Source organism: Streptococcus sanguinis (assembly GCF_019929145.1).
Taxonomy (GTDB): domain Bacteria; phylum Bacillota; class Bacilli; order Lactobacillales; family Streptococcaceae; genus Streptococcus; species Streptococcus sanguinis_U.
This window is the reverse complement of the sequence record NZ_JAHZOW010000003.1, coordinates 19,942-33,391: the sequence shown is the minus strand read 5'-3', so window position 1 is coordinate 33,391 and position 13,450 is coordinate 19,942. Positions and strand designations below refer to the sequence as shown.

Genomic DNA, 13,450 nt, shown 5'->3' with positions numbered 1-13,450 from the left:
CATGTGGGAAAAACTTAAACAAGTCCACTATATGTTTCATATTGCGCTGGTCTTTATCATCTTTCCAGTGGCGGGAGTAATCAGCGGGGAATACCCGCTTTTCCTCTTGCTTGGGACAGCTATTTTTGTTGCGGCTTACTATGCGGTTTTGCTAAGTAACCATCGCCTTATTCAATTTTTTTCTTGGTGGTTCTTGGTTGTTTACATATACTATGGTTCTGTCTGGCTAAATACAGGTTTTACCTGGTATATTTTTTATCTATCTAATCTGCTGATTTATGAGCTGGATGATGTCTCGTTTAAATCCTGGCGTTTTTGGACCTTTATTGATTTGCAGCCTGCTATTGTGCTGACTAATTATTTGATGGGTCATGTTGGTCCAGCAGAACTACTCTTCTTTATTGTCACTTTTCTCTTTTCGGATGGTTTGACCTTTGGTCTCCATCGGATTCAGACGACCGAGCGAATCAAGGAAGAAAAGACCAAACAAAATGCCCAGCTGAATCTCTTTCTAGCAGAAAATGAGCGCAATCGGATTGGCCGAGACTTACATGATAGTCTAGGGCATACCTTTGCTATGCTCAGTGTTAAGGCGGAGCTGGCTCAGCAGTTTTTGCATATGGAAGCTTACGACAAGGCAGCAAAAGAACTGCAGGAAGTGCAAGAGATCAGCAAGAAGTCCATGGCTGATGTTCGGCGGATTATTAATGATCTAAAGAATCGGACGCTGGACGAGGAACTAGTGACAATTCGTGCCATGCTGGAGATGAGCGGTGTTCAGGTAGAAATGGATAACCAGCTCAATGTTGCCAGTGTCCCACCGAGTCAGCAGTCAACGATTAGTATGATTTTGCTGGAGGCTGCTACCAATATTATCAAGCATGCCAAGGCTAAAAAGAGTAATTTTTCTTTGGTAAAGAAAAACGAAAAGCTTATTTTAGACATTCAGGATGATGGTTGTGGTTTTCAGAAGCTGACCGGACGGGAGTTGCATAGTATTCGAGAGCGGCTGTCTGCCTTATCAGGAAAGCTTGAGATTCTTAGCAGCCAAGATCCAACATGGATTCGGATTGAATTGCCATACGGAGGGAAGGAAGCATGAAACTTTTGTTAGCAGAAGATCAAAGTATGCTGAGAGATGCCTTAGCTCAGCTCTTGCAGCTGCAGCCAGATGTCGAAGAAGTCTATCAGGCCGCAGATGGGCAGAAGGCTATTGACTGTCTTAGCTCAGAAACTGTTGATGTAGCTATTTTGGACGTGGAAATGCCCCACCAGACCGGCCTAGATGTTCTCGAATGGGCCAAGGCCAATCGACGCAATATCAAGGTTATCATAGTCACAACCTTCAAGCGGCCGGGCTACTTTGAGAGAGCTGTTAAGGCAGATGTAGATGCTTATGTGCTCAAAGAGCGCAGCATTGCGGATTTGATGAAAACCATCCAGACCGTTCTAGCTGGGCAAAAGGAATATTCGCCGGAATTGATGGAGGTGCTAATGACCAGTAGGAACCCTCTCTCTCAGCAGGAGAGGCTAGTCCTGCAAGCTGCGGCGACTGGCCTGTCCAATAAAGAAATTGCTGAAAAACTCTACCTGTCAAATGGAACGGTTCGTAACTATATGTCTGCTATTTTGACCAAGCTAGATGCTGAAAATCGAACAGAAGCAGTCCGAATCGGGCAAGAGAAAGGCTGGTTATAGCTGGGAGATTCAGCTTTGGAGAAAAGGTGGGATAAGATAGTTTTTAGCTAAAGAAAATATTTGTGTGAGGTATATTCCAACGGAGTGTCGGGACTATAAATATAGTTCTGACTTTTTATCTTTTATTAGAAAAAACATTCGGATTTAGAGAAAAAATGTAGAAAAACATTCTGCATGGCTTGCAATTTTTTTCAAAAATGTTATCATAGTAGAAAGCTTTTTGAATTTTTAGAAAATTGTAAATAAATGAAAGGGGAAGAATGGAGAAAATCAAATTGGAAACTTCTAAGACAGGCTCAGAGCTTGTTTTAGAAACCTTGAAAAGTCTTGGTGTTGATACGATTTTTGGCTATCCCGGCGGCGCTGTACTGCCGCTTTATGATGCTATTTATAGTTTTGAAGGCATCCGTCACATCCTAGGCCGCCATGAGCAAGGCTGTGTTCACGAGGCAGAAGGCTATGCTAAGTCTACTGGGAAAATCGGAGTTGCAGTTGTGACCAGTGGTCCGGGAGCGACTAATGCCATTACCGGCATTGCCGATGCCATGAGTGATAGCGTCCCCCTTTTAGTCTTTACTGGTCAGGTAGCCAAGGCTGGGATCGGTAAAGATGCTTTTCAGGAAGCGGATATTGTTGGGATTACGACTCCTATTACCAAGTACAATTATCAGGTTCGGGAGACGGCAGACATTCCGCGTATTATTACAGAAGCTATTCACATTGCGACGACAGGTCGTCCTGGGCCAGTCGTTATTGATTTGCCTAAGGATGTCTCGGCTCTGGAAACAGACTTTATCTACGACAGCAAGTTGCATCTGCCGAGTTACCAGCCGACTATTGAGCCTAATGAATTGCAGATTAAGAAGATTATCAAGCAGATTTCTAATGCTAAAAAGCCGGTTCTTCTTTCGGGAGGGGGTATCAGTTATGCCGAGGCAGCAGCGGAATTGGTTGCGTTTGCGGAGCGTTATCAGATTCCAGTGGTCACTAGCTTGTTAGGTCAGGGAACTATTGCGACAGACCATCCTTTGTTCTTAGGTATGGGTGGAATGCACGGTTCTTTTGCGGCCAATATTGCTATGACTGAGGCTGACTTTATGATTAGTATCGGCTGCCGCTTTGATGACCGTCTGACCGGTAATCCGAAAACCTTTGCCAAGAACGCTAAAGTAGCACATATTGATATTGACCCAGCGGAAATTGGAAAAATTATCAGCGTAGATATTCCTATCGTAGGGGATGCTAAGAAAGCCCTGCAGATGCTGTTGAATGAAGAGCAGGTGCATAATAATACCAGCAAGTGGATTGAAAAAGTAACTCAGGACAAGGAGCGGGTTCGCTCATATGATAAGAAAGAACGTGTCGTCCAGCCTCAAGCTGTCATTGAGCGCGTGGGTGAGCTGACCAAGGGTGATGCTATCGTCGTAACAGACGTGGGTCAACACCAAATGTGGGCCGCCCAATATTATCCATATAAAAATGAGCGCCAACTGGTAACGTCTGGTGGTCTAGGAACCATGGGCTTCGGTGTACCTGCAGCGATTGGAGCTAAGATTGCTAATCCGGATAAGGAAGTAGTTCTTTTTGTTGGAGACGGTGGCTATCAGATGACGAACCAAGAGATGGCTATTCTCAATATCTATAATATTCCGATTAAGGTCATCATGCTTAACAATCATTCGTTAGGCATGGTGCGCCAGTGGCAGGAAGCTTTCTATGATGGTCGTACCTCTGAGTCTGTCTTTGAAACATTGCCAGATTTCCAGCTCATGGCTCAGGCCTATGGTGTTAAATCCTATAAATTTGACAATCCGGAGACCATTGTTCAGGATTTGGAAGCCTTAAAGGAAGATATACCAATGTTTATCGAGGTGGATATCTCTCGCAAGGAACACGTTCTTCCAATGGTGCCAGCTGGCAAGAGCAATCATGAGATGTTGGGGGTGAAGTTCCATGCGTAGAATGTTGACAGCTAAACTCCAAAACCGTTCGGGTGTTCTAAACCGCTTCACGGGTGTCCTTTCCAGACGTCAGGTTAATATTGAGAGTATCTCAGTCGGAACGACGGAAAATCCGGAAGTATCCCGTATCACCATCATCATTGATGTGGCTTCATTGGCAGAAGTCGAGCAGATTATCAAGCAGCTCAATCGTCAGATTGATGTGATTCGGGTTCGAGATATCACGGACCGTCCTCACTTAGAGCGTGAAGTGATTCTGGTTAAGGTCTCAGCTCCAGCTGATAAGCGAGCAGAGATTCTGTCTATTATCCAGCCATTCCGGGCGACAGTTGTGGATGTAGCACCTAGCTCCATTACCGTTCAGATGACTGGTGATGCGGAGAAGAGCGAGGCTCTGCTTCGAGTCATTCGCCCATATGGTATTAAAAATATTGCTCGGACTGGAGCGACAGGCTTTACCCGAGATTAAATCAAACCTTTAATTTGTTAAAACCGCCTAATAGGCAATAAAAATAGAAAAGAGAGTAAAACTTATGGCAGTAACAATGGAATACGAAAAAGATGTAAAAGTAGCAGCGCTTGACGGTAAGAAAATTGCCGTAATCGGCTATGGATCACAAGGTCATGCTCATGCGCAAAACTTGCGCGATACAGGCCACGATGTGATTATCGGTGTTCGTCCTGGTAAGTCATTTGACAAGGCTAAAGAAGACGGCTTTGATACTTATACAGTAGCAGAAGCAGCTAAATTGGCTGATGTTATCATGATTTTGGCTCCAGATGAAATCCAACAAGATCTCTATGAAGCAGAAATCGCTCCAAACTTGGAAGCTGGAAACGCAGTTGGATTTGCTCATGGTTTCAACATCCATTTTGAATTTATCAAAGTTCCTGCCGATGTAGACGTCTTTATGTGTGCACCGAAAGGTCCTGGTCACTTGGTTCGCCGTACTTTCGAAGAAGGTTTTGGTGTACCAGCTCTGTATGCAGTTTACCAAGACGCTACTGGAAATGCCAAAGATATCGCAATGGACTGGTGTAAAGGAGTTGGTTCGGCTCGTGTTGGTTTGCTTGAAACAACTTATAAAGAAGAAACAGAAGAAGATCTCTTTGGTGAACAAGCTGTGCTTTGTGGTGGTCTGACTGCCCTGATTGAAGCAGGATTTGAAGTCTTGACTGAAGCTGGCTATGCACCAGAATTGGCTTACTTTGAAGTGCTGCATGAAATGAAACTGATTGTAGATTTGATCTATGAAGGTGGCTTCAAGAAAATGCGTCAATCAATTTCAAATACTGCGGAATACGGTGATTACGTATCAGGCCCACGTGTGATTACTGAACAAGTCAAAGAAAACATGAAGGCGGTCTTGGCAGATATCCAAAATGGTAAATTTGCAAATGACTTTGTAAATGACTACAAGGCTGGTCGTCCAAAACTGACTGCTTACCGCGAGCAAGCTGCTAATCTAGAGATTGAAAAGGTCGGTGCAGAATTGCGTAAAGCAATGCCATTCGTTGGTAAAAACGACGACGATGCTTTCAAGATTTACAATTAAGATAAAGAGTATATAAGACATTAGGGGTTGGAATGCGAATTCCCAGCCCCTTGTTTTGCTTGATAGAGAATAAACTGGAAGAATAGGGAAGGAAAAAATATGCTCAGAGCAAAAGATATCACTCATGCTCATAAAGTGTTAAAAGATGTGGTTGTCAATACACCGCTTGACTACGACCACTATTTGTCAGAGAAGTACCAGGCCAAGATTTACCTGAAGAAGGAAAATATGCAGCGGGTACGCTCTTTTAAACTCCGCGGGGCTTATTATGCCATTTCTCAACTTAATGAAGAGGAGCGCCAGCGTGGGGTTGTCTGTGCTTCTGCGGGAAATCACGCCCAAGGAGTGGCCTATACTTGTAAGGAAATGAAAATTCCAGCAACTATTTTTATGCCCATCACGACTCCTCAGCAGAAGATTGGTCAGGTTCGCTTCTTTGGCGGTGAATTTGTGGATATCAAGCTGGTTGGAGATACTTTTGATGCTTCGGCCAAGGCAGCGCTTGACTATACTAAGGCTGAAAACCGCACCTTTATCGATCCTTTTGATAATGAAGATGTCCAAGCTGGTCAAGGAACAGTGGCCTATGAAATCTTAGACGAGGCCAGAAGAGAAGCTATCGATTTTGATGCTGTTTTGGTACCAGTTGGCGGCGGCGGACTGATATCAGGAGTCTCAACCTATATCAAAGAAAGTCAGCCAACTATCGAAGTTATTGGTGTGGAAGCCAACGGTGCCCGCAGTATGAAAGCAGCTTTTGAAGCTGGAGGTCCGGTCAAGCTCAAAGAAATCGATAAATTTGCAGACGGCATCGCAGTCCAGAAGGTCGGTGCATCAACCTATGAGGTTACACAAAAGAATGTTCAAAATCTTATCGGTGTAGATGAAGGGCTTATTTCAGAGACCATCATTGATCTATACTCCAAGCAAGGGATTGTCGCAGAGCCTGCTGGTGCGGCAAGTGTTGCTGCTTTGGAAGTGCTGAGTGAGTATATTAAAGGGAAGACTATCTGTTGCATTATCTCAGGTGGAAACAATGACATCAACCGGATGCCAGAGATGGAAGAGCGGGCTCTTATTTATGATGGTATCAAGCACTATTTCGTGGTTAACTTCCCGCAGCGTCCAGGTGCCTTGCGTGAATTCGTGAATGATATTTTAGGACCCAATGACGACATCACTCGTTTTGAATATATCAAGCGGGCAAGCAAGGGAACAGGACCAGTTTTGATTGGTATTTCTCTGGCAGATAAGCATGATTATGCTTCTTTGATTAACCGTATTGAGCAGTTCGATCCGTCCTTTATCAATCTGAACGGGAATGAAACACTCTACAATATGCTTGTCTAATTGTAAATATATTTTAGCCTAATTTGTATGCTTTTATTTGAAACTGCAAATTAAATATGTTAGAATATACCATAGTGAATCAAGGAGGCTTGAACATGTTTTTTATTCCATTTTTCTTTATCATATTGGTCATAATCTTTATATTCTTGCTGCTTAGTGCAGTCTATGTGGTTCGTCAGCAATCTGTGGCAATCATTGAGCGTTTTGGACGTTATCACAAAACCAGCAGCAGCGGTATCAATTTCCGTCTTCCTTTAGGGATTGACAAGATAGCGGCTCGCGTTCAGCTGCGTTTGCTGCAGAGCGAGATTGTCGTTGAGACCAAGACACAAGATAATGTTTTTGTAACTATGAATGTTGCGACCCAGTATCGTGTAAATGAAAACAACGTGATTGATGCTTATTACAAACTTATGCGGCCAGAAGCACAGATTAAGTCCTATATTGAAGATGCCCTTCGTTCCTCCGTTCCAAAACTGACCTTGGATGAGCTCTTTGAAAAGAAGGACGAAATTGCCCTAGAGGTCCAAAAACAGGTAGCTGAAGAAATGTCGACCTATGGCTATATCATTGTCAAAACCTTGATTACCAAGGTTGAGCCTGATGCTGAAGTTAAACAGTCTATGAACGAAATCAATGCGGCGCAGCGTAAGCGTGTGGCTGCTCAGGAATTGGCTGAAGCGGATAAGATTAAGATTGTGACAGCTGCTTCTGCGGAAGCTGAGAAAGACCGCCTGCATGGTGTTGGTATTGCTGAGCAGCGTAAGGCCATTGTGGATGGTTTGGCTGACTCCATCAAAGAATTGAAGGGTGCCAATATTGAGTTGACAGAAGAGCAGATTATGTCTATTCTTTTGACCAACCAGTACCTGGATACGCTGAATAATTTTGCAGATAGTTCGGGTAATAATACCATCTTCCTTCCAGCAAATCCAGAAGGTGTCGAAAGTATTCGGACTCAGATACTTTCAGCCCTCAAAGCTAAGTAAAGAAAATTCAGAATTATTTAATTTGTTCGAATTTGGTTTGTTTAAGTTGACAAACTGTATAAAAACAATTATAGTAGTTGATGTAGCTAGAATAGAGAGGAGTAAGAAATGGCTAAATCTAATTTCGAGAAAGTAGAATCTGTTGTTAGTTGGGTACGTGATAAGAAGATCACCGGTTACCGTATTAGTAAAGAAACAAATGCACGTGAAATGTCTATCATTGCTCTTGCTCAAGGACGTGCAAAAGTGAAAAATATCTCTTTTGAAACAGCTCTTGGCTTGATTGATTTCTACGACAAAAACCATGAAAAATTTGAAGACTAAACTTCAAAATCGTGCAACTGATATTGCTCATTAAATCAAAAAAGGAATCTGGACTTAGTTCCAGATTCCTTTTTGCTTTTGAAAATAAATAGTTTAGCTGAGGAAGCGCTGCAGGAATTCTTTTGTTCTTTCTTCTTTGGGATTGGTAAAGATATCCTGAGGGCTGCCAGCTTCAGCAATGACGCCCTTGTCCATAAAGATAACACGGCTGGAGACATCACGGGCAAATTCCATTTCGTGGGTCACGACAATCATTGTCAGCCCTTCTTGAGCCAGTTCTTTCATGATTTTCAGAACTTCACCGACCATTTCAGGGTCGAGGGCTGAAGTCGGCTCGTCAAAGAGGATGGCATCAGGATTCATGGAGAGGGCGCGGGCAATAGCGACCCGCTGCTTCTGACCGCCTGAGAGTTGCTTAGGCTTGGCCTGCCAGTATTGCTCGCCCATTCCAACTTTGTTGAGGTTTTCTTTGGCGACTTTCTCGGCTTCTGACCGTTCTTTTTTCAGGACGGTTGTCTGAGCGACGATGGTATTTTCTAGGACATTAAGATTTTCAAAGAGATTGAAAGACTGAAAGACCATGCCCAGTTTTTCACGGTAATGGGTCAGGTCGTAATTCTCGTCCAGGACATTCTTGCCGCGGTAGAAAATCTGTCCGCCAGTTGGTGTTTCCAGAAGGTTAATGGAGCGCAGGAAGGTTGACTTTCCGCTACCGGAACTGCCGATGATGGAAATCACTTCTCCTTTATGAACGGTGAGGGAGATGTCCTTGAGGACTTGGTTTTCACCGTAGGACTTTTTGAGGTTTTTAATTTCTAAAATGGTTTCTGTCATGATTTTACTTCTCCTGTCTGCATTTGATTGGCACCTGTCGTGTAGTTGTCTGTGTCGAAGCGTTTTTCAACATAGCGCAGGATGCGTGTTACGCTGAATGTCAGGATAAAGTAGATTACAGCGATGATGGTAAAGGTTTGGAAGTATTGGTAGGTTTGGGTAGCAATGGTATTTCCAGAGAAATAAAGCTCCACTACCGAGATAACGTTCAGCACAGATGTATCCTTGATATTGATGACAAATTCATTACCAGTTGCAGGCAGAATATTGCGGACGACCTGAGGCAGAACAATCTTGCGCATGGTCTGGCCGTGGGTCATACCCAGTGCTGTTGCGGCCTCGAATTGCCCCTTATCAACAGCAAAGATACCACCGCGGACAATCTCGCTCATATAAGCTCCGGTGTTGATAGAGACGATGAAAATAGCAGCGATAGTCCGGTCGATAGAAATTCCAAAAGCCTGAGCTGTTCCGTAGTAGATAACCATGGACTGAACAATCATGGGAGTTCCGCGGAAAATCTCAATATAGACATTTAAGAACCAGCCAAAGATTTTTTGCAGTGATGCTAGGAGTTTATTCTTAGAAGCTGGTGCTGTCCGATAAACGCCAATCAGCAGTCCGATGATGAGACCTGCGATGGTTCCTGTTATCGAAATAAGCAAGGTCAAACCAGCTCCGCGTAAAAATTGCGGCCAGTTTTCAGCCAGGATCTTAGCCACTTGACTGAAGAATGATTCATTCGTTGTTTCACTATCCGTATCAACAGGCTGTTTCTGAATCATCTCATCCATCAGCTTGACTTGATCATTGGTAGTAATCTTAGCGATTGCTGCATTGGCTTGCTCGATACGATTGTCATCCTTGCGCATACCAATGGCAATGGAAGCATCTTCTTCACCGACTTCAAAGCCTTTCTCAAATTGAATCATTTTGAAGTTGGAGTTGGCAGTCTCAGCAGTCAAGGCTTCTGGCCGCTCAGAGATATAGCCATCAATAACCCCGGATTCCAAGGCTTGTCGCATCTGGGCAAAATCGCCCATAGCTGTCTCTTTTTTGGCACCAGACAGTTGGTCAATGAGATTGTAGAGGTAAACTCCTTGCTGGGAAGTGATTTTGGCGTCTTTGAAGTCTTCTAGAGTCTTAGCGGATGCATATTTTCCATCTTTACGAACTAGGAGAACTGGCTCGCTGGTGTAGTAACTGTTGGAAAAGGCGATTTCCTTTTTCCGCTCGGCAGTTGGACTCATACCCGCAATAATCATGTCAATCTTTCCGGAGGTCAGAGCAGGAATTAAGCCATTCCAAGAAGTCTTGACAACCAGAGGTTCCTTGCCCATCTCTTGAGCAATTTTTTTGGCAATCTGCACATCGTATCCGTTGGCATATTGGTTGGTTCCTTCGATTTTTACAGCACCGTTGGAATCGTCATCCTGAGTCCAGTTGAAGGGAGCGTAGGCTGCCTCCATACCGATCCTCAGATAGTCATCGGCCTGAATAACATGGACCGTTCCTAAGGTGACCAGGAGGGCTGTAAATAAAGTGAGTAATAATTTCTTCATGGGTTTCTCCTGCTTATCTAATAATAGTTCTTCCTATTCTATCGAAAATTACCGTTCTTTTCAATCCTAGTAAGCCCTTACTTGATAAAAATGATATAATAGAACAAAATATCTGTAAAGAGAGGTTGAGTATGAAACGATATTTTTATCTCCTGTTAGTATTATTTTCCTGCCTTTGTTTTGGTCGGGTTGTCTCGGCTGTTGACTATGATATTGAATCCTATCAAGGCGATCTGGCCTTGCGTGAGGACAATACAGCTACCTACACAGAGAAAGTGACCTACAAGTTTAATGACGACTATAATGGTCAGATTGTTTCGCTGGGCTCTGCTGGAAAGATGCCTAATGGCTTTGCCATTGATGGGAATCCGACGGTCTCGGTTCTGACGAATGGTGAACCAGATATGGACATTAACCCCCAAGTCAAAGACTTGGGAGATGGCTATGAAGTCAAAATCTATAACTCCGGAAACGACGGTGACAGAGTTGTTGTCACTGTAACTTGGCAGCTGAGAAATCTCCTTTTTCTTCACAGGGATATTGCTGAGCTCAACTGGACTCCTATCAGCGACTGGGACCAGGGGATAGGAGAGGTCGTCTTGACAGTTTCTGGCTTGAGCAATCCAGATAAGAGCGAGCTCTTTGCTCATAGTGGCTACTTTGGCACCCAGCCTTTCGTGGATAAGGATGGCACTGACTATCTGGTCAAACTCAATGGAATTGGCTCGGGCGATAATGTCGAGCTCCACGGCTATTGGGATCGACAAGCGGTCTCTCTTGTGTCCCAGAATGAAGACGAGAGTGACTACTTGCCAACCTTTAAAGCTCAAGAAGAAAAAATTGCCCGCAAGACGGTCTTTTACCGGCAGCTAGGAGAGATTTATATGCCCTTGCTGCTCTTATGTGTCATCCTTGTAGCGGCTATCCTTTATTTTATCTTTGCCCAGAAGATCAAGCCTAAGCAGTCTTATCCCAAGAATGCCCGTCTATACGAAGCTCCTCAGGACTTGGCTCCCCTTGTCTTGGCGGAAAATATTTACGCAGTAGACATGGAGGATGTCGATCCGACTAGGGGCGGCAAGGCAGTGCTGAACTTTGAAAATATGGTCCAGGCGACTTTGTTAGACTTGCTGGATAGGGGCAATCTCCTCCTGCAGGGAGATGCTGAAAATCCTGTTCTGCAAATAGCGACCTATGATGGACTGGCGGACTTTGAAAGACGTTTTCTGGGCATGGCTTTCAACAAGCAATCCCAAGCCAGTGTGAAAGATCTCTTTTCAGCCTATCAAATTTCAGAAGATATTTATAAGCACAAGTCTTCTGCGGATGAGTCCTATATCCGTAACATAGGTAGTAATATCAAGTCCTTATTTACTAACAGTTTGCGCTCCTTATCTAAAGAAGTGCGATCGGAAGGCAAGCGTTTGGGTCTCTTTGGTCACTACCGGCCTCTTAAAGTTCAGGAAAAGAGATTACTGATTACTGCCATTATTCTAGCTAGTGCTGTTTTGTTGTTCTCTATTGGAGTTTTGTTTGTCTATATGGCAGCTTTTGAAAGCCTTATCTGGATATATATTCCCTTAGCACTGGTGGGACTTGTTATGATTTGCATTTTTGCTAGTAAGGCACAGCTTTATTGGCGAGATGGCGTCCTGAATGATGAAGGCGCGCATGATTACTATCTGTGGAGAAGTTTTTCAAATATGCTGCGAGATATTGCCCATCTGGACAAGACAGAAATCGAAGGCATTATCTTGTGGAACCGTCTCTTGGTCTATGCAACCCTCTTTGGCTATGCAGATCGTGTCAGCCGTGTCATGGCTCTGCGTCAGATTCACTTGGAAAATCCATCTATGGACAGCTATGTTCAGGCTAACTTGCACTATGCCTTCTATAGCTGCATGCACAGTTTCTCAAACTACGGCCATGTAGCGACCACGGCCAGCAATTTCTCCGTCTCATCTGGCGGAAGTTCAGGTGGTGGGTTCTCTGGTGGCGGAGGCGGTGGAGGCGGTGGAGCTTTCTGATAGACAAGCCCCCGCCTATCCGGAAAAGTCTTAGTACTGGCTTTTCCTAGCCTTGAAATTGTGATATAATAAGACCTAATACTCTTTGGGAATTTAATTGTGACTTTCCTTGAGTAAACCCTTGTTTCAGGAGTATTCTATGTTTATCATTGAAATTTTTATCTCTATTATTTACGGTATCATCGAAGGAATCACAGAATGGCTGCCGATTTCCAGTACAGGTCACCTGATTTTAATTCAAGACTTTATCCAGTTTAAGAATCAAAGTCCAGCCTTTATGGAAATGTTTAATGTTGTTATCCAGCTGGGAGCTATTTTAGCGGTTGTCGTCATCTATTTTGACAAGCTCAACCCTTTTCAATCAGGCAAGTCAGCACGTCAGGTTCAAAAGACCTGGCAGCTTTGGGCCAAGGTCGTCGTGGCAGCCTTGCCAGCTGCTGTTATCGGCTTATTCTTGGATGATTGGTTTGAAGCGCATTTCTATAATCTGGTCTCTGTGTCAGTGATGCTGATTGTCTATGGGGCGGCTTTTATCTATCTGGAAAGGCGCGAGCATGAGGAGCCTGCTGTGATAGATTTGGCATACCTTCCTTATAAGACTGCTTTGCAAATTGGCCTCTTTCAGGTTCTAGCTCTCTTTCCTGGGACTAGCCGTTCTGGTGCCACTATTGTCGGCGGTCTCCTGAATGGTGTCAGTCGTTCTGTCGTGACAGAGTTCACTTTCTATCTGGGGATTCCTATTATGTTTGGTGCTAGTGGCTGGAAAATTCTCAAGTTTATCAAGAATGGGAACAGTCTGGGATTTGGGCAAATCTTTTTGCTCTTAGTTGCCATGGGGGTGGCCTTCGGTGTCAGTCTAGTCGTGATTCGTTTTCTGACAGACTACGTCAAAAAGCATGACTTTACAATTTTTGGGAAATATCGGATTGGCCTAGGCGGCGTGCTTCTGGTTTATGCAGCAATCAAAGCCTTGATGGGATAAAAGAGGCAATTTTAATGTTTCCTTAACTATCTCATGTAGTGAAATGAGAAGCTCTCGGAATTTTCTGAGAGTTTTTTCTTGCAAATTCCATTTTCAAAGCGTTACTAGCTATTTTTTGAAATACGGGGGATTTTTTAGTATAATAGTAGGACTAGAAGTGTATGAGG

12 protein-coding genes are annotated in these 13,450 nt (G+C 43.9%); 10 read left to right on the top strand and 2 right to left on the bottom strand.

From position 1 onward, the window contains the following. The first annotated feature begins 1 nt into the window (after position 1). The 8 genes from K1I94_RS07705 to K1I94_RS07670 all read left to right on the top strand — a co-directional run bounded on the left by K1I94_RS07705 (position 2) and on the right by K1I94_RS07670 (position 7,878). Positions 2–1,102 carry a sensor histidine kinase gene (locus K1I94_RS07705; RefSeq protein ID WP_223314964.1) on the top strand — a complete coding sequence of 367 codons (1,101 nt, stop codon included), beginning with the start codon at positions 2–4 and terminating at the stop codon, positions 1,100–1,102. Further along, entirely contained in the window at positions 1,099–1,698 is a 600-nt protein-coding gene (locus K1I94_RS07700; protein ID WP_223314963.1) for a response regulator transcription factor, read from the top strand. The genes K1I94_RS07705 and K1I94_RS07700 overlap by 4 nt, the downstream gene beginning before the upstream one ends. Positions 1,699–1,958: 260 nt before the next feature. Further along, positions 1,959–3,659 carry an acetolactate synthase large subunit gene (locus K1I94_RS07695; RefSeq protein WP_223314962.1) on the top strand — a complete coding sequence of 567 codons (1,701 nt, stop codon included), beginning with the start codon at positions 1,959–1,961 and terminating at the stop codon, positions 3,657–3,659. Continuing rightward, positions 3,652–4,128, top strand: coding sequence for an acetolactate synthase small subunit (gene ilvN, locus K1I94_RS07690; protein ID WP_002898887.1), 477 nt, complete (start codon positions 3,652–3,654; stop codon positions 4,126–4,128). Before K1I94_RS07695 ends, ilvN begins: the two co-directional genes overlap by 8 nt. Positions 4,129–4,192: 64 nt before the next feature. Then, the gene (gene ilvC / locus K1I94_RS07685; RefSeq protein ID WP_049547612.1) at positions 4,193–5,215 is read left to right on the top strand and encodes a ketol-acid reductoisomerase; all 1,023 of its coding nucleotides are present in this window, start codon (positions 4,193–4,195) and stop codon (positions 5,213–5,215) included. 99 nt (positions 5,216–5,314) lie between these two features. Beyond that, the gene (gene ilvA, locus K1I94_RS07680) at positions 5,315–6,565 is read left to right on the top strand and encodes a threonine ammonia-lyase IlvA (protein WP_223314961.1); all 1,251 of its coding nucleotides are present in this window, start codon (positions 5,315–5,317) and stop codon (positions 6,563–6,565) included. Between the two features lie 56 nt (positions 6,566–6,621). After that, on the top strand, positions 6,622–7,554 hold the full coding sequence (locus K1I94_RS07675) for an SPFH domain-containing protein (RefSeq protein ID WP_002908065.1): 933 nt from the start codon (positions 6,622–6,624) through the stop codon (positions 7,552–7,554). 108 nt (positions 7,555–7,662) lie between these two features. Continuing rightward, positions 7,663–7,878, top strand: a complete 216-nt coding sequence (locus K1I94_RS07670; protein WP_002893653.1) for a capsule biosynthesis transcriptional regulator — start codon at positions 7,663–7,665, stop codon at positions 7,876–7,878. 93 nt (positions 7,879–7,971) lie between these two features. Here the strand turns inward: K1I94_RS07670 and K1I94_RS07665 are convergent, their stop codons facing one another. Together K1I94_RS07665 and K1I94_RS07660 are read right to left on the bottom strand one after the other, a co-directional pair. Continuing rightward, on the bottom strand, positions 7,972–8,712 hold the full coding sequence (locus K1I94_RS07665; RefSeq protein ID WP_002908066.1) for an amino acid ABC transporter ATP-binding protein: 741 nt from the start codon (positions 8,710–8,712) through the stop codon (positions 7,972–7,974). Beyond that, positions 8,709–10,274, bottom strand: a complete 1,566-nt coding sequence (locus tag K1I94_RS07660; RefSeq protein WP_002908067.1) for an ABC transporter substrate-binding protein/permease — start codon at positions 10,272–10,274, stop codon at positions 8,709–8,711. Before K1I94_RS07660 ends, K1I94_RS07665 begins: the two co-directional genes overlap by 4 nt. A 131-nt stretch (positions 10,275–10,405) precedes the next feature. Here K1I94_RS07660 and K1I94_RS07655 point away from each other — a divergent pair, with 131 nt between their 5' ends. Together K1I94_RS07655 and K1I94_RS07650 are read left to right on the top strand one after the other, a co-directional pair. After that, on the top strand, positions 10,406–12,301 hold the full coding sequence (locus K1I94_RS07655; protein ID WP_223314960.1) for a DUF2207 domain-containing protein: 1,896 nt from the start codon (positions 10,406–10,408) through the stop codon (positions 12,299–12,301). A 139-nt stretch (positions 12,302–12,440) separates the two neighbouring features. Further along, positions 12,441–13,283 carry an undecaprenyl-diphosphate phosphatase gene (locus K1I94_RS07650; RefSeq protein ID WP_223314959.1) on the top strand — a complete coding sequence of 281 codons (843 nt, stop codon included), beginning with the start codon at positions 12,441–12,443 and terminating at the stop codon, positions 13,281–13,283. Positions 13,284–13,450 lie beyond the last annotated feature (167 nt).